20 protein-coding genes are annotated in these 22,092 nt (G+C 59.4%); 11 read left to right on the forward strand and 9 right to left on the reverse strand.

Translation table 11 applies throughout. From position 1 onward, the window contains the following. Positions 1-78 precede the first annotated feature (78 nt). The 3 genes from AC3ZVB_RS18330 to AC3ZVB_RS18340 all read right to left on the reverse strand — a co-directional run bounded on the left by AC3ZVB_RS18330 (position 79) and on the right by AC3ZVB_RS18340 (position 6,193). Positions 79-3,753, reverse strand: a complete 3,675-nt coding sequence (locus AC3ZVB_RS18330) for a translocation/assembly module TamB domain-containing protein (protein ID WP_490147344.1) — start codon at positions 3,751-3,753, stop codon at positions 79-81. Then, complete coding sequence (locus AC3ZVB_RS18335) at positions 3,750-5,477, reverse strand: autotransporter assembly complex protein TamA (protein WP_490147345.1); 1,728 nt, start codon at positions 5,475-5,477, stop codon at positions 3,750-3,752. Before AC3ZVB_RS18335 ends, AC3ZVB_RS18330 begins: the two co-directional genes overlap by 4 nt. Positions 5,478-5,542: 65 nt before the next feature. Next, positions 5,543-6,193, reverse strand: coding sequence for a GNAT family N-acetyltransferase (locus AC3ZVB_RS18340; RefSeq protein WP_162437469.1), 651 nt, complete (start codon positions 6,191-6,193; stop codon positions 5,543-5,545). 333 nt (positions 6,194-6,526) lie between these two features. On the opposite strand from AC3ZVB_RS18340, the gene xthA reads away from it, so the two are divergent. Both xthA and AC3ZVB_RS18350 read left to right on the forward strand, forming a co-directional pair. After that, on the forward strand, positions 6,527-7,339 hold the full coding sequence (xthA, locus tag AC3ZVB_RS18345; protein ID WP_162437470.1) for an exodeoxyribonuclease III: 813 nt from the start codon (positions 6,527-6,529) through the stop codon (positions 7,337-7,339). A gap of 254 nt (positions 7,340-7,593) precedes the next feature. Continuing rightward, complete coding sequence (locus AC3ZVB_RS18350; RefSeq protein WP_490147346.1) at positions 7,594-8,934, forward strand: substrate-binding domain-containing protein; 1,341 nt, start codon at positions 7,594-7,596, stop codon at positions 8,932-8,934. 148 nt (positions 8,935-9,082) lie between these two features. Here the strand turns inward: AC3ZVB_RS18350 and AC3ZVB_RS18355 are convergent, their stop codons facing one another. Next, positions 9,083-9,601 carry an ankyrin repeat domain-containing protein gene (locus tag AC3ZVB_RS18355; protein WP_490147347.1) on the reverse strand — a complete coding sequence of 173 codons (519 nt, stop codon included), beginning with the start codon at positions 9,599-9,601 and terminating at the stop codon, positions 9,083-9,085. 98 nt (positions 9,602-9,699) lie between these two features. Continuing rightward, complete coding sequence (locus AC3ZVB_RS18360) at positions 9,700-11,538, reverse strand: long-chain-acyl-CoA synthetase (RefSeq protein WP_490147348.1); 1,839 nt, start codon at positions 11,536-11,538, stop codon at positions 9,700-9,702. A 343-nt stretch (positions 11,539-11,881) separates the two neighbouring features. Here AC3ZVB_RS18360 and AC3ZVB_RS18365 point away from each other — a divergent pair, with 343 nt between their 5' ends. Continuing rightward, positions 11,882-12,160: a DUF3509 domain-containing protein gene (locus AC3ZVB_RS18365; RefSeq protein ID WP_045059161.1), complete on the forward strand. Its 279-nt coding sequence runs from the start codon at positions 11,882-11,884 to the stop codon at positions 12,158-12,160. Between the two features lie 173 nt (positions 12,161-12,333). Here AC3ZVB_RS18365 and AC3ZVB_RS18370 read toward each other — a convergent pair whose 3' ends face one another. The 3 genes from AC3ZVB_RS18370 to aroC form a co-directional block, all read right to left on the reverse strand. After that, positions 12,334-12,879 carry a 1,2-dihydroxy-3-keto-5-methylthiopentene dioxygenase gene (locus AC3ZVB_RS18370; RefSeq protein ID WP_490147349.1) on the reverse strand — a complete coding sequence of 182 codons (546 nt, stop codon included), beginning with the start codon at positions 12,877-12,879 and terminating at the stop codon, positions 12,334-12,336. Positions 12,880-12,974: 95 nt separating this feature from the next. Then, a complete protein-coding gene (locus AC3ZVB_RS18375; protein ID WP_490147350.1) occupies positions 12,975-14,120 on the reverse strand; it encodes an MFS transporter in 1,146 nt (381 codons plus the stop codon). 34 nt (positions 14,121-14,154) lie between these two features. After that, positions 14,155-15,246, reverse strand: a complete 1,092-nt coding sequence (gene aroC, locus AC3ZVB_RS18380) for a chorismate synthase (RefSeq protein ID WP_162437476.1) — start codon at positions 15,244-15,246, stop codon at positions 14,155-14,157. A 129-nt stretch (positions 15,247-15,375) separates the two neighbouring features. Between aroC and AC3ZVB_RS18385 the strand changes: the two genes are divergently transcribed. Both AC3ZVB_RS18385 and AC3ZVB_RS18390 read left to right on the forward strand, forming a co-directional pair. Next, positions 15,376-16,329, forward strand: coding sequence for an alpha/beta hydrolase (locus AC3ZVB_RS18385; RefSeq protein ID WP_490147351.1), 954 nt, complete (start codon positions 15,376-15,378; stop codon positions 16,327-16,329). 99 nt (positions 16,330-16,428) lie between these two features. Continuing rightward, a complete protein-coding gene (locus AC3ZVB_RS18390) occupies positions 16,429-17,220 on the forward strand; it encodes a hypothetical protein (RefSeq protein ID WP_490147352.1) in 792 nt (263 codons plus the stop codon). 126 nt (positions 17,221-17,346) lie between these two features. On the opposite strand, the gene prmB is transcribed toward AC3ZVB_RS18390, so the two are convergent. Further along, complete coding sequence (gene prmB, locus AC3ZVB_RS18395; RefSeq protein ID WP_194692378.1) at positions 17,347-18,255, reverse strand: 50S ribosomal protein L3 N(5)-glutamine methyltransferase; 909 nt, start codon at positions 18,253-18,255, stop codon at positions 17,347-17,349. A gap of 239 nt (positions 18,256-18,494) precedes the next feature. Between prmB and AC3ZVB_RS18400 the strand changes: the two genes are divergently transcribed. The 6 genes from AC3ZVB_RS18400 to AC3ZVB_RS18425 all read left to right on the forward strand — a co-directional run bounded on the left by AC3ZVB_RS18400 (position 18,495) and on the right by AC3ZVB_RS18425 (position 22,091). Next, positions 18,495-19,085, forward strand: a complete 591-nt coding sequence (locus AC3ZVB_RS18400; protein WP_162437479.1) for a cysteine hydrolase family protein — start codon at positions 18,495-18,497, stop codon at positions 19,083-19,085. A gap of 131 nt (positions 19,086-19,216) precedes the next feature. Then, entirely contained in the window at positions 19,217-19,537 is a 321-nt protein-coding gene (locus AC3ZVB_RS18405) for a hypothetical protein (RefSeq protein WP_162437480.1), read from the forward strand. Between the two features lie 87 nt (positions 19,538-19,624). Beyond that, complete coding sequence (locus AC3ZVB_RS18410; RefSeq protein ID WP_490147353.1) at positions 19,625-20,182, forward strand: Smr/MutS family protein; 558 nt, start codon at positions 19,625-19,627, stop codon at positions 20,180-20,182. A 93-nt stretch (positions 20,183-20,275) separates the two neighbouring features. Next, on the forward strand, positions 20,276-20,752 hold the full coding sequence (soxR, locus tag AC3ZVB_RS18415; protein WP_194692379.1) for a redox-sensitive transcriptional activator SoxR: 477 nt from the start codon (positions 20,276-20,278) through the stop codon (positions 20,750-20,752). A gap of 319 nt (positions 20,753-21,071) precedes the next feature. Next, complete coding sequence (gene folE, locus AC3ZVB_RS18420) at positions 21,072-21,617, forward strand: GTP cyclohydrolase I FolE (RefSeq protein WP_162437483.1); 546 nt, start codon at positions 21,072-21,074, stop codon at positions 21,615-21,617. Positions 21,618-21,719: 102 nt separating this feature from the next. Further along, positions 21,720-22,091 carry a glutathione S-transferase N-terminal domain-containing protein gene (locus AC3ZVB_RS18425; protein ID WP_162437484.1) on the forward strand — a complete coding sequence of 124 codons (372 nt, stop codon included), beginning with the start codon at positions 21,720-21,722 and terminating at the stop codon, positions 22,089-22,091. The last annotated feature ends 1 nt before the right edge of the window (position 22,092 follow it).

The following is a 22,092-nucleotide window of genomic DNA, read 5'->3' on the forward strand; positions in this document are numbered from 1 at the left end:
AGCCTGCGGCAGCTCCTACGGTGTTTTGCGTGCACCTGTAGGAGCTGGCGAAGCCTGCGATCTTTTGATCTTTAGCGCTTAAAAATCCCGCTTATAGAAGATATCCAGCGAACTGGCGACGCCGCCCGCGGCTTCCAGGTAGACCTTCTTGCTCAGCTTGTAGCGCAGCGCAATGGTGTTGGCCGGCTCGAACACCCCCACCCCATAACGCAAGCTGAGTTTTTCCGAGATGTTGCCGCTGGCCACCACGGAGGTGTCATTGCCGCTGCCCTCGGTGTCGAGCTGGAAATCCTGGATGCCCAGATTCTTCGCCAACCCGCTGGTCACACCCGAACTACCCATCAACCCCAAACCGAGGGCGGCCTGGGCGAGCATGTTGTTGTCTTCGCCGTTGGTGCTCAACGGACGGCCCAGCACCAGATAGGACAACGCCTGTTCCTGGCTCATGGCCGGTTCGGAGAAGATTTGCGTGGTCGGCTGCTCGGCGCTGCCGCTCAGGCGAATCCCGGCGATGATGTCATCGGTCTGGCGAATCGCTTCGATGTCCAGGTACGGTTGATCGATAGGACCGGCAAACAGCAAGCGCGCCCGGCGCACCGTCAAACGCTGACCGTAGGCACGGTAACGGCCGTCGTTGAGCCAGAGTTCGCCACGGGTGTCCATGTTGTCGCCGATGTGCACATGGCCTTGCAGGTTGGCGGTCAGTCCAAATCCGGCAAAACTCAGTTTGTCTTCACCCACGACCACGTCGATGTCCATTTTCATGGCAATCGGCGGTTTCCCTTCTTCGGTTTGCTGCCCGACGATGACCGTGTCGCTGGAGACCTTGACCGTCGATGGCGGCAGTTCGCGCACGGTGATGTCGCCTTTGGGCACCAGTACCTTGCCGGCAATCGCCAGTTCATCGTCCTTCATCGAGATCTTCAGGTCCGGCGCCACTTCCAGCTTGGCGTAGGGTTCGACGGTCACCGGCAGTTGAGAGCCTTTGAGTGCCAGGTCGACCACCAGCGCCTGGCCCCACGCTATGTTGCCGTTCAGGCTGCCCTGCCCGGCCTTGCCGCTTTTCCAGCCACCGTTCACCTGCACGTTTTCGCCAGCAATGACGGCTTGCAGCTGCAACGCCTGAATCTCCATCGGCAGTTCCGGCCCGGACACTTCGCCATTGCTCAGCAGCAGATTGCCGTTGACCAGTGGCGCCATCAGCGTGCCTGCGATGGTCCCGCTACCATTCAGACGCCCCGTGAGTTTCTCGACCATGGGCAAAAACGGTCGAGCCACGGACAAATCCAGACCATTCAGGCGGAAGTTGCCACTGAGCGGTTTGTTCGCCGGAATTGGATTGATCTGCGCCTGTACCCGCAATTCACCCAGCTTCTGACCGACGAAGTTGAGGTCGGTGTCGATGCGTTTTGGCGTGAGTTTGCTGGTGAGCAGCAAGGTCTGGTACGGGAAGTCCAGCCACTGGTCCTTCTCGCGCACACGCAGCGTGCCGCCGCTGGCATCAAGGGTGATCTGACCGTTCGGGCCGCTGGCAGGCAGGTCCAGTTGCAGGTCGGCGTTGAGCCGGCCTTTCCACGCAAAATCTTTCGGCAACCATTGAGCCAGGCTGTCGATCGGGAATTGCTTGAGGTGGTATCGCAGCTTCGGTTCCGGCATCAAGCGCTGGTCTTCACCGCACAAGCTGGCTTGGCCTGACATCCAGCAATGGGCGCCGAAATTGATTTTGCCATCGGCCAATCGCTCAAGCTTTGCCGGACCTTGCAGCTTCCAGTCCTGTCCGCCGGCCTGAATGTCCCCTCTGGCCAGGCGCCCACGCCAATTGCCTTTGTCCAGTGCCCCGTCGAGGCCGAGCGCGAGTTTGAGCTGCGGCCCTTGCAAATCGAGGCTGAGCTTCTGGTTTTTGATATCGCCCTGGCCGCTGGCAGTCAACGTGCCCAACGAGGTATCGCCGGCTTGTATGCCACTGCCCTTCAGGTCGATTTTTGCCCGCTGTGCGCTGTCCAGCGTTGCGTCCAGATTGAGGCTTTGCAGGCGATTGTCCTGGAATGCCAGTTGGGTGCCTTGCAATCCGAGCTTGCCCTGAGGCGCCTTGAGCGTGCCGGCAACGTCGACCCGGCCATTGAGCTGGCCACGCAGTTGCGGCCACAGCTGGGCAAGACGCGGCATCTTGATATCGATCTGGCCGGCGAGTTTCTGATGCAGGCTGCCCTTGCCGTTGATGCTGTTGTCACCCAGGCGCACTTGCAGCGCGTTGAGGTTCCATTGCTCACCGCCGCCATCGGCCTTGGCCTGGATCACCGCCGGTTGCCCACGCAGTTTGCCCTTGAGGTCGAGATCCGCGTTCAGGCTGAGCTTTTCATTTTTCATTTCACCGGTGCTGCGCAACGGGCCGGCCAGGGTGCCTGGCAACTCCGCGACCCAATACGCCGGGTTGATCGCCGACAGGTCCAGCGCCGTGTCCCAGGCGATGCCATCGGCGAATTGCAGGTTCAGGTGACCTTCGGCCTTGCCCTGCCCGGCTTCGAGTTGAATCTGCTGCAGGTAGATTTTCGTCAGGTCGCCTGCGAACGGACTGCTCAGGCTGAATGCGCCTGCCGGACCATCCAGTGCGGCCTTGAAGTGGCCCAGGTATTTACCGTCGGTATAGGACACTTCGCCAGTGAAGCTGCGCAATGCGACTTCCGGCTCATCGATCAGCGGATAGAGACGATGCCAGGGGAAATCCACCCAGTCGACGGTCGCTTCGGCGCTCAGGCCTTTGCTCCAGTCGAGGTTGCCGGTGAGCTTGAGGCTTTGCTTGTCATTGGCGGTCAGATCCAGGCCAGCGATCTGCGCGCCATTCGCGTCGACCTTGCCCTGGAGCAACAACGCGACCGGGCCTTTCTCGGCCGGCAGGCTGGCTTTACCGAGCAACTGGTAACCGTTTTTCAAGTCGCCGGTGCCCGTGAGCTCCAATTGATTGAGTTGCAGGGTATCCGGCAGATCGGCACTGGGTTTGAAGCCGTCCGCGGTGATCCGAACCTTCGCGGGCAGGTTTTCCACCAACGGCTGCAACTCGCCGGTCAACTGCCCGTTGAGGTAACCGCTGCTGTCGGCCTTGAGGTTCAGGGTCTTCAGCAAATCGCCGTCGACGTTCAGGGCCAGCGCCCAAGGCCCGGTGCCGGGTGCCGGCAGTGTCAGCGTGCCTTCGGCCTTGAGCGGCCAGTTGCCCGTCGGTTGCAGCAGGCCGGACAGGTTCAGGCTGAGCTCGTCGCGCTGCAACTTCACCGAATCGATCTGCAGCCCTTGCGCGGTCCAGTGCGCCGCCAGTTGCAAGCCCTTGAGCTCTTCGCTGCCATTGAACAGCAGGCTGCCGACCTTTACGTCACCCAGTTCGATGGCCAACGGCAGGCTCAAATCCGGAAGACTGATCGGCCCGTTGCTGGCTTCATCGGTGCCGGGTGGAAATTGCAGGCTGACCTGATCGGCTTGCAACTGGTCAATGCACAAGGTTCGGCGCAACAGGCATGAGGGCGACCAGGCGAAAATCGCTTTGCTCAACTCGACCCGGCTGGTGTCCTGCTGCCAAACGAGATGGTCGGCGCTCCACTGCCCGCCCAGGCGACCCTGGAAATTGTCCACGGTCAGGCCCGGTACGAAACCCAGCGCCCAACGACTGCCCGCCGCCGTACCGAGCACCGTGGCCAGCGCCAGAACGACCAGCATCAGCAGGGTCAGAATGGCGAGCAGCGTTATTTTCAAACCACGATTCAAAGCTCAGGCCCCATGGAAAAGTGCAGTCGGATGCCGCCGGGGTCGTCCAGCGCGTGGGCCAGGTCGAGACGGATCGGCCCTACCGGCGAGACCCAGCGCACGCCAATACCGACGCCGGTCTTGAGGCTCGGCAGTTCAAGGTTATTGAAGGAATTGCCCTGGTCGACGAAGGTTGCGACCCGCCATTTTTCGGCGACGGAATATTGGTATTCGGCGCTGGCACTGACCATGTAACGGCCACCGATGCGATCGCCTTCGGAGTTTTCCGGGGACAGACTCTGATAGTCGTAACCGCGCACGCTCTGATCGCCACCGGCGAAAAAGCGCAGTGACGGCGGAATCGATTTATAGCCATTGGTGGCGCTGCCGCCGACTTGCACCCGGCCGAGGAACCGGTGTTTGTCGAATACGGTGGTCAGGCCTTTGACCAGCGCGGTGCCATACAGCAGGTTGTTGTCGGACCCCAAGCCTTCCTTGGCCACTTTGCTCTCGAACTGCAGGCGATAACCATTGTGCGGATCGATGCGGTTGTCGCTTTTCAGGTACGAGTAACTGATGCCGGGCATGAGCAAGGTGCTGAGTCCCGAGTCATCGCCCAGACGGTATTCCTCTCGTTGCCACTTGAGCGACACCACCCGCTGCCAACCGCTGGGCAACTTGCTGTGCCACTCAGGACCAATTGTCAGGAGTTTGCTCAGGGAGTCCTTGTCGGCAATTTCTTCGCTCTGGTAGCCACCGGCGAAGCGCAGTTTGTCGGTGAGCGGAGGGTCCAGGGGAATGTCGTAGAAGATCCCGACGTTCTGCCGGGGCGCCGAGATTTCGGTCTCCCAGCCATAGCTATGCCCTTGGGGATTGACCCAGTGACGGGTCCAGTTGGCCTTGACCCGTGGACCGACGTCAGTGGAGTAGCCGAGGCCCAGGCCCATGGTCCGCGGCTTGCGAGTGTCGAGTTTGACGTCCACCGGGATCACATTGTTCTTGGATGCGGTGGGTGCCGCATCGACCCGGACGCTTTCGAAATAGCCGCTCGACTGCATGGCCTGGTTGAGTTCAGCGATCAGTTCGGAGTCGTAAGGCGCGCCTTCCTTGAACGGCACCATGCGCTTGAGCAAGTCTTCATCGAACGGCGTGTCGCCCTCGAAACTGACCTTGCCCAGCGAATAACGCGGGCCGCTTTCGTAGACCAGATCGATGTCTGCCACCCCGGCTCGCGGGTCGACCGATAACGTCTGGTGCGAGAAGTGACCACTGAAAAAACCGTAGCGCGAAGCCTGGTTCTGAATCAGCCGTTTGGCGTCTTCGTAGTGCCCATGATTGAGCACTGCGCCGGTTTTCAGCGCAGCACTCTTGGGCACCCGAAAGGATTTGAGCGAAGCGGCAGGCCCCTCGACACGCACCGTGACGTTGCGCAGATGGATCGGCTCGCCGGGGTCGATCGTGAGAATCAGGCGCGGCGACTTGCCGCCCTGCACGTCCGATTCGATCTGGGGCTGGTAATAACCCAAGGCCTGGGCAGCCTTGCGCGCCTGTTCCTCGGCACCGCGACTGAAGCGCAGCAAGGCTTCCTCGTCGCGATCGCCGAGGCTGCCGATATAGCCCTCTATATTGGCCTTCAGTTCATCGTTGGACGGTTTGATCCGCACATCCAATTCACTTTGCGCCAGCGCCGCGCAGCTGGATAACAGCATCAGCACGCCACTGGTAATTCTTCCTGGAAACTTCATAGGCGCGGATGCTATCACGAGCTTGGGAGCGTGATAGAGCCTTGGGTGCGCGGAAAGTTCGACCTTTATGCGGTGGCGGTTTGCAGCACCTGCGGATTGGCGTGAAAAAACACGTGTTCGCGTACCGGCCCTACGGCCACTTCGCCGATTTCTTCATAACCCTGGCGCTTGTAGAACTCAAGGTAACGAGGATTGCCGGTGTCGAGGACCACACCCTGGGAATGCTCATCGACCGCGCACCAGTTGTGCACCGCTTGCAACAGCTGTTCGCCGAAGTGCTTGCCTTGAAACTGCGGATGAATCCCCAGCAACGGCAGCAAGTGAACCGAGTCGGACGGCACGCAGGCCATGACCGCATCGTGGTATTCCAGATAACGACGGGTGCAGCGGAAACCGGTGCTGAGCACCATGCGCAGACGCCAGGCCCAGCTCTCCGTGATGCCCAGCCGACGTTGCGGCGGCGCGATCAGGGCAATGCCGATCAACCGGTCATTGACCAACAGGCCGATGGCCGGCAGGTCCTGAAGGAAATGCTGCTTGACCAGCTCACGCACCGTGGCGCGCACGCGCTGCTCATAGCCGGGACGTTCCGCTTCGAACAGATAGCTGAACGTTGGCTCATGTCGATAGGCCTGGTACAGCAACGAACGGGCTTCACGGGAATAGCCACTGTCGAGCATGTGGATATCGGCAATGGCGGTCGAGGTTTCGGGCATAACGGTCAATCTCCCCAGGGCGCCGCTCAAAATGGTGGCGCTCTTGTTATTACGAGCCTACATGGGTTGGCACAGTTCCTTGCTGACTGAAATCAGTGTCGACACGGGGCTGACATCGCTAGTAGTTATAGTCCAGGTTCTGGCGCGGTACTCAGAACCTGTAGACCTCTGTAGGAGCAAAGCTTGTTTCGGTCAGCGTTCCGACGATAGCGCTGGGTCAGCGGCATCAACGGGATCTGACACACCGCGATCGTCGGAACGCTGCCCGGAACAAGCTTTGCTCCTACGGGCGGAAGTCGGCTAGCATCGCCCTTTTTGCCAGGACTGCCGACCATGAAGATCGTCTCCTTCAACATCAACGGGCTGCGTGCTCGCCCGCATCAGCTGGCGGCGCTGATAGAAAAGCATCAGCCCGATGTGATCGGACTGCAGGAAACCAAGGTGCACGACGACCAGTTCCCGCTGGCCGAGGTTCAAGCGCTGGGCTACCACGTGTATTTCCACGGTCAAAAAGGTCATTACGGCGTCGCCCTGCTCTCGCGCAAGGAACCCCTGGAACTGCACAAAGGTTTCACGACCGATGACGAAGACGCACAGCGTCGCTTCATCTGGGGCAAGTTCGCCGACGAAAATGGCGTACCGGTGACCATCATGAACGGTTACTTCCCACAGGGCGAAAGCCGCGATCACCCGACCAAATTCCCGGCCAAGGAACGCTTCTACAACGACTTGCAGCAATTGCTGGAAAGCCAGTTCAGCAACGACCAGCCAGTCGTGGTGATGGGCGACGTCAATATTTCTCCGGAAGATTGCGACATCGGCATCGGCCCGGACAACATGAAGCGCTGGCTGAAAACCGGCAAATGCAGCTTCCTGCCCGAAGAGCGCGAGTGGATGGCGCGCTTGAAGAACTGGGGTCTGGTGGACAGCTTCCGGCACCTGAACCCGGACGTGGCTGACCGTTTCAGCTGGTTCGACTACCGCAGTCGCGGGTTTGAAGACGAGCCCAAGCGCGGGCTGCGTATCGACTTGATCATGGCGTCCCATGGTTTGCTGCCACGGGTCAAGGATGCGGGCGTGGATTACGAACTGCGCGGGATGGAGAAACCTTCGGACCATGCGCCGATCTGGCTTGAATTGAGCTGATTGCTGTTTGAAGTCGACGAAAGAAATCAAGTGCGGCAGTCTGTGTTGGGGGATTCTGTGGCGAGGGGATTTATCCCCGTTGGGGCGCGAAGCGGACCCTCTTTTGATTCAGAAAAGACAGGTCTGCTGCGCAGCCCAACGGGGATAAATCCCCTCGCCACAAAGGGTCGCTCCCTCAAGGGGTTGTTGTCATCTTTGTGAAACCCTACTGACTTAATCTCCCGGCACCTCCTTTGGCTTATTAGGGTGCCGGCATGATGCTGCGCGTTTTGTACCTGTGGATACTGGGCGCCCTGGCGCCTGCGTCGGTGTTCGCCGCAGCGTTGCCGACACCTGAACACGGCCCGGCTTTGCGCATTCAGGGTTCCAACACCATTGGCGCAGCGCTGGGCCCGGCGCTGGTCGAAGGGCTCATGCGCGAACAGGGCCTGATCAAGGTTCATCGCGAAATACCTGGCACCACCAATGAACTGCGCATCGCGGGCGAGACGGCCCAGGGACGCCGGGTCGTGGTGGACATCGCCGCCCACGGTTCCAGCACCGGCTTCACCGCCTTGCAAGCCGGGACTGCCGACCTCGCCGCGTCCTCCCGTCCGATCAAGGACGGCGAGGTGTCCAACCTCCGCTCCCTGGGCGATTTGAAAAGCCCCGTCGCCGAGCAGGTCATTGCCATCGACGGCCTGGCGATCATCCTTCATCCGCACAACCCCCTGACCCAACTCAATACCGATCAACTGGCGCGGATCTTCAGCGGTGAAGCGAAAAGCTGGGAAGACGTCGGCGGTGTCGGCGGTACCATTCATCTTTATGCGCGGGATGATCAGTCGGGCACTTACGACACGTTCAAGGAGCTGGTCCTCAGTGGCCGTGGGAAAGCCCTGAGCGCCACCGCGAAACGCTTCGAATCCAGCGAACAGTTGTCCGACGCCGTCAGTCAGGACCCGCAAGCCATCGGTTTCATCGGCCTGCCCTATGTCCGAGAAGCGAAAGCCGTGGCCATTGCCGACGGCCCCTCCCAGGCCATGTTGCCGCTCAACAGCCTGGTCGCCACCGAAGACTATCCGCTGTCTCGTCGATTGTTCTTTTACCTGCCACCCAACGGTAAAAATCCCTGGGCCGATGCACTGGTGGCCTACACCCAAAGCAGCCAGGGTCAGGCTATTGTCGCTGCCAACGGTTTTATCGCCCAGACCGTCCAGGCGATGGCCGTCACGCCCAACGCGCTGATGCCCGAGGGTTACCAGGCGCTGAGCCGGCATGCCCAGCGCCTGACGGTGAATTTTCGTTTTGAAGAAGGCAGCGCAACGCTGGACAACAAGGCTCGGCAGGACCTGTCACGGGTGCTCGACTATATAAAGCAACGGGACAAAACCAATCGGCAGGTCACGCTGGTGGGGTTTGGCGATGCCAAGACTGATCCGGCACGTGCCGATCTGTTGTCGAAACTGCGGGCCATGGCGGTACGGCGGGAGTTGGTGAAGCGTGGCGTGGTGTTTCGCGAGATTCGCGGTTTTGGCGCCGAAATGCCGGTGGCGGCGAACAGCGCGGATGAGGGACGGATCAAAAATCGGCGGGTTGAGGTCTGGGTGTATTAACCACCAATAGCCGCTGCCGAACGTGCTTGGCAACTGCTACTGCTGGGCAATCACAGATATCGCGACGGCTTCACCGCCGAACGCAGCCTCGCAGGCTCGGCAGCTGCTACATACAGCGGGGCATATGCAGCTGCTACAGGCCTGCGGGTCAGCCCAACAACTTCTCAAGCTGTGCAATGGTGTCGACTGCGCCCATGGTCCTGGCAGCGTCCAGCGCGCAAACGCCATTGGCATCCTTGGCTTTCGGATCGGCACCTTTGCTGATCAGGTAGTCGACGATTTCCACTCGGTTGAACATCGCAGCCATCATCAGTGCCGTACGACCGTCGAAGGACGACCCTTCGACCTGTGCACCGCTTTCGACCAACGCCTTGACCACCGGCAGGTCGCCCTTGAACGCAGCACCGGCGATCGGGCTCTGGCCGTTGTCGTTGCGGATTTCCGGGTCAGCCTTGTGCTCGAGCAACACTTTTACCGTCTCCAGATGACCGTGGTACGCCGCCAGCATCAGCAAGGTATCGCCCTTGTGATTGCGCAGGTTCGGTGGCAGGCCTTTGGACAGCAGCGCAGCCATCATGGCCGCATCACCCTCACGTGCCTTGTTGAATACCTGTTCGGCAAATTCAGCGGCTTCTTCCGGGGTCATCTGACGGCTTTGGTCTGTCATGGGAAACTCCACTTCTGTGTCATCGCAAAAGGGCGACAGTTTCCGGAGCAACCTGAAAACTGTCACTTCTTTTTTCTCATCAAGGGTCATAGCCACATTCAATAACGGTATTTACCGTCATGAATCTCGGCCAGCACCTCTTCAGTCACTTGCACGTAGGTGTGAGTTCCCGGCAACCAGGCATAAATGGGATCGTCGCCGGTTTTTCCAGGATCAAATCCTTCGTCCTTGAGTCGCGTCTTCTGGTACTTGAAGGTGCCGGTGGTCTCCATCTTCACTTTCACTCGCAGAAACAACGGCACCGCGTAAGCCGGCATTTGCTCGCGGGCAAAGGTCAGCAGTTCGCTGAAATCCAGGGTGGCCAACGACTCGGCCGGGGTAATCGCCGCCATACCGGCGCGACCGTTGGTGTTGCGCACTTCCACTCCGTAGGCCACGGCCTCAGAAATATTCGGGTGCTGCAGCAGGATGTTTTCGACTTCAGTGGTCGAGACGTTTTCGCCCTTCCAGCGGTACGTGTCGCCCAACCGATCGACAAACTGCGCGTGGCCGAAGCCGATGTTGCGCAGCAGGTCACCGGTATTGAAGTAACGGTCACCCTTCTCGAACACGTCGTGCAACACGACCTTCTCGGTTTTCTGCGGATCGGTGTAGCCGTCCAGTGGCGCTTTTTCATCAATCTTCGCCAACAGCAACCCCTGCTCACCTTTGCCAACTTTACGCATGAACCCCTTGGCCTCGCGAATCGGTTGTCCGCTGTCATGGTCGTACGCCGCCAACTCCCACGACATCAGGGAAAAACCGACGGTGTTGTCGAAGTTGAGAATATTGGTGAAGCCGATGTTGCCGTCGCTGGCGGCATACAGCTCGCAGATGTGATCCACCGCAAAGCGGGTTTTGAAGGCGGCCCACGCGCCAGGTCGCAGGCCGTTGCCGATCATTTTCGTGACCCGGTGCTGGTTGTCCTCGGCACTCGGTGGCTGGTCCACAAGGTAGCGGCACAGCTCGCCGACATATCCGAGCGTGGTTGCGCGGTACTTGCGCACATCGTTCCAGAACTGACTGGCGCTGAACTTGCGGCGGATGGCGAACCCCGAGGCGCCGCTGATGGCCGAGCCCCAGCACACGCACAGCCCCGTGGCGTGATACAGCGGCAGGGTGCAATAGACGACATCCTCCGGCCCCATGTTCAGGGCGATCATGCCGAAGCTGGCCGAACTGCGCATCCAGCGCCCGTGCTTGAACACCCCGGCCTTGGGCAATCCCGTGGTGCCTGAGGTGTAGATGTAGAAACAAGGGTCGTCGAAAAATATCTGCTGACTGCTGGCGGGATTGCCATCCGGGCTGTCGGCTGTGGCGGTCATCAAGTTGATGAAACCCTCGGGGGCATCGCCGGGATGGCCGATGGCGGCTCGTTCGGCAACGAACCAGGTGCGGCTCGCCTCTATCGCCACACGCTCGCGAACAGCGGAGAACGCCGGCACCAACTCTTGACCGACAATGATTGCCGCCGGCGAAACCAGGTTCAGGCTGTGGGCCAGGGTGTCGCGGGTTTGCGAGGTGTTGAGCAATGCACTGATGGCACCGGTCTTGGCCACCGCCAGGATGGTGACCAGCAGTTCCGGGCGGTTCTCGATGAACACCGCCACCACGTCGCCCTTGCGGATGCCTTGTGCCGTCAGGTGATGGGCGATTCGATTGGCCCACTGGTTGACCTGCGCGTAGCTCAACACCACATCGTCCTGCAGCAATGCCGGGCCGTCGGGGTTACGCAGGGTTGCCTGTTCAAAACTCCAGCCCAGACCGCACGATTGGGTCGGGTCCGTGACGTTGGCAGCTTTCATGCCCTTGACCACGCGAGGAATGGCTCTGGCGATGGAGGGCAGCTTGCGGAGCATCATGCTCCAGGTAATCGTGTCGTTCTGCGTGCGGCTCATAGTTGCTCCCGTTCGATCTTTTTATTGTCGGGTGGCGATGTCTGAGGCCGAAAGTACGTCAGCCGTTCCTGAGCTGTACACGCGGTTTTTGAAATGTTTTGTATCCGCGAAAACCAGGGGTGGAAACGAGAGCACGGGTTTAGCGAATGGTTCCGTAGAAACCTCCCCAACCACGCAAAATGCAGGATGCACGATGGCCATTCATGCACATTGCACGAAAGCAAAAAACGCTTAAAAATGCAAGCTATTGATTTATATGTGTTTTTTATTTTTCAAATGCTGGCACAAAGGCTGCAACTACCTCTCCATGCTTGCCAACCAAGTGCTAACGGAGCTGATAGACATGAGCCTGATCCAAGAAAAATTTACCTCCCTGTTCTCCAACTTCGAAGTCAACACCCAGCCTCGTCCTGACGGTGGCATCCTGCTGACGCTGCGCAGTCAGGAAGGCAAAGTCTTCAAGCGTTCGATTTCGTACCAGCAGTTGCACGCTGGCGATCAGTTGTCGTGGGTAATCAGTGCCATTCGCCGCGACCTGGCTGAACAAGCCAGCGAGCTGCCACAGATTTCCATGCTGCAAAGCCAACAACGGTTCGCTCTGCCGACTTATCACTCGGCGTAAATCGCTGCAGGGCTACAAACAAACAGGCCGTGAGAGCTATCGCTTCACGGCCTGAATTGTTTCTGGGGTGGGTCCTCGATCGCCCGATCCCCTGCCTATCTTGTGTGGGGCCTAGCTTGCTCGCGATAGCGGTCTGTCAGTCAATACTGATTTGTCTGCCAGGCCGCATCGGCTCAGTCATCAAGACCCGGGAATCGGCTGGCGATGTCTTCGCCAGTAAACTTCGCGGGCGAGCCGTCAGAACGACTGATCATTCGGATCGTTATGAAATGCGGATGCTCGCCCATGTCGAACCAGTGCCGGGTGCCGGCGGGCACTGTGATCAGATCGTTCTTTTCGCAGAGCACTGCATAGACGTAATCGTCGATATGCAGGTTGAACAAGCCGCGTCCCGCCACGAATAACCGGACTTGCTCCTCGCCGTTACAGCGCTCGTCGAGCAGTTCTGCGCGCAGCTCGGCTTTTTGCGGGTGGTCGCTGTTCAAGCTGATGACATCGACGGTGACGTACCCGCGTTCGGTCATTAACTGGTCGATCTGTTCCTGGTAGGCGCCGATCAGATCTTCCTGACTGGCACCGGGCTGGATTGTTGCCGCTGCGTGCCAGCGGTCAAATCGCACGCCCTGTTCGGCCAGGGTCGAGGCAATGTCTTCTAAATGGGTCAGCACCTTGTTGGGAATGTCAGGGCTTGAGACGTGGTAGACGGACAGGCTGCTCATCAGGCAACTCCTTAACGGTTCATTCTTTACAGGTTCGAGCGCGAGCGCGGCGTCATCTCGCATTCGAACAAAAATTCAGCGGCGTCGGACTGCGCTCATGGCCGGTCCTCTTGCATGCGAACGGCAATGATAACGGCAGCCGCGAGGGCCGCGATGCTTGCAATACTAAAGGTCAACTGTGATCCAAGGGCGTTCCAGCTGTAGCCAGAATACAGGGCGCCCAATGCGCCACCCGTGCCGGCCAGCGCGGCGTACAACGCCTGGCCCTGCCCTTGCTGGCGTGCACCGAAGCTACGTTGTACGAACTGGATGGCCGCCGCGTGAAAGCTGCCGAAAGTGGCCGCGTGCAGTACCTGGGCAAACAGCAGCACCCAGAGGTATTCGGCAAAGGTGCCGAGCAACAACCAGCGCAGCGCGGCCAGGAGGAAACTCGCCATCAGTACCCGGCGCACCGAGAACCGCGCAAGAATCCTGCTCATGGCCAGGAACATCAAAACTTCGGCGACGACGCCCACGGCCCAGAGCATACCGATCAGGCCACGGGTGTAGCCGAGGCGTTCCAGGTGCAGTGTCAGAAAGGTGTAATACGGGCCGTGGCTCATCTGCATCAGCGCCACGCAACCGTAGAAAGCCAGCACGCCTGGACTGCGAAGTTGCCTCAGAAAGCCGTCTCCGGCGATCCGCTCAGTCTGCACCGGCTGGGCGTTTGGCACCCACAGGCTGCTGACGACGATGCCGGCCATGATCAGAACCAGCGCCGCCGGGTAGATGTCCAGGCTCAGCCATTCAAACAGCCGGCCCAGCGCGACGACTGTAATGATGAAACCGATGGAGCCCCACAAGCGGATCTGACTGTAGCGCGACGTCTGCCCTTTCAAATGCGCCAGGGTAATGACTTCGAACTGCGGCAACACGGCGTGCCAGAAGAACGCATGCAAGGCCATGACCATCGCCAGCCAGGCGTAGGTCTTGCTGACGAAAATCAGCGAAAAGGTCAGCAGCGTGCAGACCGCGCCGAAACGCACGATGGCCAGCCGGCGGCCGGTGTAATCACCGAGCCAGCCCCAGATATTCGGCGCCACGCAGCGCATCAGCATTGGTATCGCGACCAGTTCACCGATGCGCGCGCTGGAAAAACCCAGGTGATCGAAGTACAGCGCCAGAAACGGCGCCGTCGAACCGAGCAAGGCGAAATAGAACAGATAGAAACTGGAGAGCCGCCAGTACGGGAGCGTCGCCACGGTCGTCAGACCGCAGCGACCAAGAGGTCAGCCATTAAAGCTGACCCAGCACCGGCGTGCTCACGCGCACATCGGCATTCTGCCCACGATGACGCAGCAGGTGATCCATCAGCACGATGGCCATCATCGCTTCGGCGATTGGCGTGGCGCGGATGCCGACACACGGGTCGTGGCGGCCCTTGGTGATGACGTCAACCGGATTGCCATGCACGTCGATCGAACGGCCCGGCGTGGTGATACTGGATGTAGGTTTGAGCGCCAGGTGCGCAATGATTGGCTGACCGGACGAGATGCCGCCCAGAATGCCGCCCGCGTTGTTGCTGAGGAAACCTTGCGGGGTCATCTCATCGCGGTGTTCGGTGCCGCGTTGAGCGACGCTGGCGAAACCGGCGCCGATTTCCACGCCTTTGACGGCGTTGATGCTCATCAGCGCATGGGCTAGCTCGGCGTCGAGACGGTCGAAGATCGGCTCGCCAAGACCCGGCATGACGCCTTCAGCAACCACGGTGATCTTCGCACCGACCGAATCCTGATCCCGGCGCAACTGGTCCATGTACGCCTCGAGCTCCGGGACCTTGTCCGGATCGGGGCTGAAGAACGCGTTCTCTTCCACGCAATCCCAGGTCTTGAACGGGATTTCAATCGGGCCGAGCTGGCTCATGTAGCCACGAATGACAATGCCCTGGGTGGCCAGGTACTTCTTGGCAATCGCGCCGGCCGCAACACGCATGGCGGTTTCCCGCGCCGAACTGCGACCGCCACCGCGGTAATCGCGCTCGCCGTATTTGTGGTGGTAGGTGTAATCAGCGTGAGCCGGGCGGAACAGGTCCTTGATCGCCGAGTAGTCCTTGGACTTCTGGTCGGTGTTACGGATCAACAGGCCAATGGCGCACCCGGTGGTGCGACCCTCGAACACGCCGGAGAGGATTTCGACTTCGTCGGCTTCCTGGCGCTGGGTGGTGTGGCGGCTGGTGCCGGGCTTGCGGCGATCGAGGTCGCGCTGCAAATCCTCGAGGGAAATTTCCAGACCCGGCGGGCAGCCGTCGACAATGGCGACCAACGCCGGACCATGGCTTTCGCCAGCGGTGGTGACAGTGAACAGCTTGCCGTAGGTATTGCCGGACATGCAGGACGCTCCGTGAAATGAACCTGAATACGTAATGCGCGCCAGTATACGCAGGCTACCCAAGTAGTTCATCCTCGAACCTTATGGGTGCCCGCGAGTCCAACCGGCATCTTCGTGAATGATGGCGTGATGATGCTGCGAGTTCTAGCCTTGAGTCTTACCTTGTTTACCGGCTTTGCCCAGGCCACTGTCCTGCAACGCCCGATCACTCTCGACACCGGCCACGGCGAGCTTTTCGGCTCGCTGCTGCTGCCCAAATCCGACACGCCCGTGCCCGTCGTCCTGATTATTTCCGGCTCCGGCCCGACGGATCGCGACGGCAATAATCCCGACGGTGGGCGCAACGACAGCCTCAAACGCCTGGCCTGGGTGCTTGCCAAGCACAACATTGCCAGCGTGCGTTACGACAAGCGCGGCGTGGCAGCGAGCCTGGCCGCTGCCCCGGACGAGCGTAATCTGTCGGTGGAAGGCTATGTGTCCGACGCGCAAGCGTGGGGCCAGAAACTTAAAGCCGATCCTCGATTCGGCCAGTTGATCCTGCTGGGGCACAGCGAAGGTGCGTTGATCGCCACCCTCGCCGCGCCGAGCGTTGATGCGGCAGCGGTAATTTCCATGTCCGGCAGCGCTCGCCCGATTGACCAGGTATTGCGCCAGCAACTGAGCAATCGCCTGCCGCCACCGTTGATGCTGCGCGCCAATGAATTGCTCGACAGCCTCAAGGCCGGCCAGACCGACGACAACGTGCCGCCGCAACTGCAGGTGATTTTCCGCCCGAGCGTCCAGCCGTATCTGATTTCGCTGTTCCGCCAGGACCCGGCGGCGGCTTTCGCCAAACTCAAAATGCCGGCGTTGATCATTCAGGGCAGCAACGACATTCAAGTGGGTGTCGGCGACGCCAGGCTGCTCAAGGCGGCCAAACCGGACGCTGAACTGGCGTTGATTGAAGGCATGAACCACGTGATGCGCATCGTGCCCAGCGATGTAAAACGGCAGTTGGCCTCTTACAAAGACCCGCAGTTGCCGTTGGCCGCCGAACTGGGCGCACGAATCCTCGGGTTTATTGACGGACTTCGCACCAGTTAAGCTCTTTTTGTCCTCCAGTCCTGACAAAAACGGCCGATAAGCCTTTGTCGCCAGCGCCAAGACTGGCGACAAGCAGAGCTTGGACAGGATCTCGCCGTTATGACCGACAACCCGACTTCACCCGACACCCCTGCTGAACAAGAGGCACCGCCGGCGGTTGAGCTGCCGTGGGCGGATGTGCACGTCGAGCACCAGAAAATGCTCCGCCTGGCGCCGTTGCAGACCGATCGCAACACCGGTGGACGCCCGCTGCGCTTTGTCGAATTCGGTTACGCCGAACGCCACGACAAGGAGCGCAGCCTGATGCGCATGACCATCACCCTGCCCGGTCAGCGCGTGCGCAAGGAACAGAATCATCTGGATGTGTGGGTCGATCACGTCGACAAGACCGTGGGTTTCGGGCCGGACAGCGGCTTGCAGATTGAACCGATGAACCGTGGCATCGGCCGTTTCATGGCCGCCCACGCAATTAACTGGGCCAAAAAACGCTGGTCTGGCTACACCGTCGAAGGCACGGACCTGAACAACAAGGACGCGCTGAACGAAGACACTCGCTTGCGTCGCGACCACTTTCTGAAGAGCCACGGTTTTGAAGTGGTGTACGCCGATGCCCAGCATCTAAAGGGCAGCGTCAAAGACGCGCGGGTCGGTGACCTGAAAGCAGACTGGAACCGCGAAAAGCTTCAGGTGGTGGAAATTATCGAAGCGGCGCACATGCTTCAGCAAGCCGAGCACAACCTGGCCGAGCAGGAAGTGAAACTCAAGAAACACGAAGAAAAAGTCAGCAAGTACATGCGTGAAGACGCGGCGCTGCGGTTCACCATTACGTGTTTGGTGGCATTTGCGATGTTTCAGGCAGGGTTGTTGATCTGGATTGCTACGCAGCGCTGATGGCTCGAGACCGAGGCGCGGCCATCGCTGGCAAGCCTTGCTCCCACAGGTTTTGCTTCGTTCAGCCGTTATCTGAACGACGCAGAACCTGTGGGAGCCTGGCTTGCCAGCGATGGCGGCCTCAAGTCAGACGCGGGAGGCGAACACTGCCTGATGATTGCGGCACTGCTCTGCCGTCAGCATGAACACCCCATGCCCACCGCGCTCGAAATCAAGCCAGGCAAAATCGACTTCCGGGTACAACGCCTCGACGTGAACCTGGCTGTTACCCACCTCGACAATCAGCAAACCCTTCTCGGTCAGATGATCCGCGGCTTCGGCGAGCATGCGGCGTACCAGGTTCAAACCATCATCACCGCAGGCCAGGCCCAGTTCCGGTTCGTGCTGGTACTCGTCCGGCATGTCGGCAAAATCTTCCGCATCGACGTAAGGCGGGTTTGACACGATCAGGTCGAAACGCTGACCCGGCAACCCGTCAAAGCCATCGCCCTGCACGGTGTACACACGTTCATCGACGCCATGGCGCTCGATGTTCTGGTTGGCGACTTCAAGCGCTTCGAAAGACAGATCGGCCAACACCACTTCGGCGTTCTGGAATTCATACGCACAGGCGATGCCAATGCAGCCAGAACCGGTGCACAGGTCCAGAATGCGCGCGGGCTCGGCGGCCAGCCAGGGTTCGAAACGTTTTTCGATCAGCTCGCCAATCGGCGAACGGGGGATCAACACGCGTTCGTCGACGATGAACGACATGCCGCAGAACCAGGCCTCGCCCAGCAGGTAGGCGGTCGGTATGCGCTCTTCGATACGACGCTTGAGTAAACGCTGCAGGTTGACCAACTCATCGTCTTCCAGCGCGCAATCAAGGTAGCTGTCAGCCATTTCCCACGGCAAGTGCAAGGCACCCAACACCAGTTGACGGGCTTCGTCCCAGGCGTTGTCGGTCCCATGGCCGAAAAAAAGATCCTCCCCATGGAAGCGGCTGACGGCCCAACGAATATGGTCTCGCAGGGTACGAAGTCGGGAAGTGATCACGGGGGCAAACTCCAGAAAAAACGACTGGCGATTCTACCAGCCAAAACGCATCACGACGACGCCGTAAAAATACAGGGGCAGTTGTAGGATATTTCTGTTTTTCTGGTCTGCTATTGAACAATACGAGCCACTTGACAAGGCTGCGAGCCAATAACGACGGCCTCTACGATGGTAGCGATTCACAGAAGCGCTCAGCCAGAGGACAATGTCGCAAAAGCCCCACCCGAAGGAGCCCCAGAATGTCCGTTCCAAAAACGATGTTTCAACTCAGCGGCCGCGGTTATGCAGCAGCCAATCTGAGTCATGCGACGCTTGTGATCATCGATGCCCAGAAAGAATACCTCAGCGGCCCGTTGGCCCTGGTCGGCATGGATGCTGCCGTCGCGAACATCAAGCAACTGGTCGCCGCTGCCCGTGCAGCCGGTCGGCCGATCGTGCATGTCCGCCATCTCGGCACTGTCGGTGGGTTGTTCGACCCGCAGGGCGAGCGCGGCGAGTTCATCCCCGGGCTGGAGCCACAGGCCGACGAAACGATCATCGGCAAATTGCTGCCAAGTGCCTTCCACGGTACGGAACTGCTGGATCGCCTGCAGAACCTGGGGTCGCTGGACCTGATCGTCTGCGGCTTCATGAGCCACTCGAGTGTGAGCACTACCGTACGTGCGGCGAAAAACCTGGGCTTTCGTTGTACCCTCGTTGAAGACGCCTGCGCCACCCGTGATCTACCCTACAAGGGAGGAGTGCTCAGCGCCGAACATGTGCAACAGACCGAGATGGCGATCATGGCGGACAACTTCGCCACCCTCGCGCTGACGCACGAACTGATTTGATCCACGCTCGATGAGCGGCCAACATCGCCGCTCATCCGCAAAAGCCTCTCATTACCTGTAATTGTCTTAGCCTCAGGAACATCCCGGACAACTCCCGGTCGAAGGGCCGATACCCATTGAGGAAGGTCGGAATGAAGTTATCCGATGGTTTTGACGCTCGCCGCTTGCGGCCCAAAGGCCAAAGCAACTGGCGTTTTCGATTCGGCGCAGCGTTTGCGGCGTTGCTTGCCATGTGCGGCGTGCTACTCGCCATGGCCGGTGCAGCGAGCCTGCTCGGCCGTCCGCCGGCACTCGGCGAACTGAATGCAAGTCCGCTGGGGTCGGCAATCATCCTGGCGGTTGGCCTGTTCGTGCTGTACATCGGTGTCTGGCTGTGGCGCCGATGCCGGCGTCGTTCTCGGCAATCCCGTGAACTCAACATGTCTCCGCACTTGATGAAAAAACACGATTGAATTGAAGGCCCGACCTGCCGGCGGGCCTTCATTTGTATGGCTGAAGCCTGGACTTGGGTAAACTGGCCGCCCTTCGCGGAGGCTGACATGCAAGACGACGATTTTTCCCTGTTCAAAAGTGCGATCCAAGGCGTCAAGCCGATCAAGCACGATCGCGCCGAAACCGGCAAACCCAAAGCCGACCGCGCGCAAATTGCCAAACTGCGTCAGGCCGCCACCGTGCGCACCGATGCCACCACCGTTGACGGGCTCTCTGATCAGTTCGTGATCGACGTCGGACCTGAAGACGAGTTGATGTGGGCACGCGACGGCGTGCAGGAAAGCCAGATGCGCAAGCTCAAGGTCGGACAGATTCCGTTCGAAGGCAGCCTCGACCTGCACGGCATGAACGTGGAAAAAGCCCGGGAAACGCTCTGGGTCTTTCTGGCAGAAGCCACCAAATTCGAAATCCGCTGCGTGCGCGTCACCCATGGCAAAGCCGTGCGTCTGGACGGCAAGCGCCCGATGATCAAAAGTCACGTCAACACTTGGCTGCGCCAGCATTCACAGGTCCTTGGCTTCACCTCGTGCCAGGCCAGACATGGCGGCGCCGGGGCGGTTTACGTGATGCTCAAACGAACCATGATGGAAGGTCGCGACGAGTAGCCTGTCGCTTCACGCGCGTTTCTGGCTGTTGTTGTCTTTCGTCAATGTGATGAGTAGGCTTTGAAACCTCAATATTGCTTGAGCTCAACAGCCATGAAGGAAAAAGTCACCGACCATCAAAATCTAAGCGTGGGCCAAGTCGCAAAACGCAGTGGCTTGTCTGTTTCCACGCTGCATTTTTATGAGTCCAAAGGCTTGTTAGGGTCTAAGCGCACAGCCGGCAATCATCGGGTCTACGCTCGCGGCACGCTTCGTCGGATCGCGATTATTCGAATAGCGCAAGCCAGCGGGATTTCACTGGCGGAGATCAAGACAGCGCTTGAACCCATTCCCCATGATCGCAAAGCTTCAGCCAAGGAATGGGAAACGGTATCGAAAGCGTGGGCTTCCTCTCTGAAACGACGGATCGAGCAACTGACCAGGCTGTCCACCAGCCTTGAAGGTTGCATCGGTTGCGGCTGCCTGACCATGGGCGCATGCCCGTTGCTCAATCCACAGGATTTGCTGGGCGAAACCGACTCGGGCCCGGTGATTTTTGACCAGGCACTAGAGAAAACACTGGAAACATGATCAGCGCCCCTCCCCGTCATGAGGCCAGCACACCTGCAAACCCTTCATGACGGCAGTGCTCGCTCTGAACATCAGAGCCAGACGGCAATACAACTGCCGGCACACTTACGCTACCATGTGCCCAATGACAGGCATGAACCTCGGGTTCATTGCGAATCAGCTCGGCCACAGCGTGCAAATGCTGCTGACGACTTATAACCGGCGGTCGACTCCAGACAAGACTGAAGCGGAGCCGGGAAGCTGGAGCAACGCCTGATTGGTACAAAATTGGTACAGACAGAAACCGTACCCCTCTAGAACCTATACGGAATAAAGCTCTGTGACATTGGAACAGAATTACACCGCGATTCTCGGCCAATTGGGCGAGGACGTCTCCCGCGAGGGCCTGCTCGACACGCCAAAGCGTGCCGCCAAAGCCATGCAGTACCTCTGCCGCGGCTATGAACAAACGCTGGAAGAAGTCACCAACGGTGCCTTGTTCAGCTCCGATAACAGCGAAATGGTGCTGGTGAAGGACATCGAGCTCTACTCGTTGTGCGAACACCACCTGCTGCCGTTTATCGGCAAGGCCCACGTCGCCTACATCCCGAGCGGCAAAGTACTGGGGCTCTCGAAAGTCGCGCGGATTGTTGATATGTACGCCCGTCGCCTGCAGATCCAGGAAAACCTCAGCCGTCAGATCGCTGATGCCGTGCAGGAAGTCACCGGCGCCCTGGGCGTTGCCGTGGTGATCGAAGCCAAGCACATGTGCATGATGATGCGCGGTGTGGAGAAACAGAATTCGTCGATGATCACTTCGGTGATGTTGGGTGAGTTCCGCGAAAACGCGGCGACCCGCAGCGAGTTTCTCAGCCTGATCAAGTAATTCGCGGCACGAAAAAAACCGGCATTTATCGCCGGTTTTTTTTCGCCTGTGAAAAATCAGGTAAGCTGCGCGCCTTCCGCTTGCCCCTGTGAGGCTTATACCGTGTTCGTAAAAGCGCTTCGTGTCGGCCTAGGCCAACTGATCATCTTCATCGACTTCATCACTCGCCCCGGCAAAAAACAGCGCCCGGCCGAAGTTCAGGCTCAGGTCAACACCGCAGCCAAGGGCCTGACCCTGTATCAATTCCACGCGTGCCCGTTCTGCGTAAAAACCCGCCGCACCTTGCGCCGCCTGAATGTTCCGGTCGCATTGCGCGACGCAAAGAACAACGAACAGGATCGCCAGACGCTGCTGGAACAGGGCGGCAAGGTCAAAGTGCCGTGCCTGCGCATTGAAGAGAATGGCCAGACCACCTGGATGTATGAGTCCAAAGTGATCATTGATTATCTGGATAAGCGGTTTGCGGCGGCTTGAT

Source organism: Pseudomonas sp. MDV22-iso1 (genome assembly GCF_058145095.1).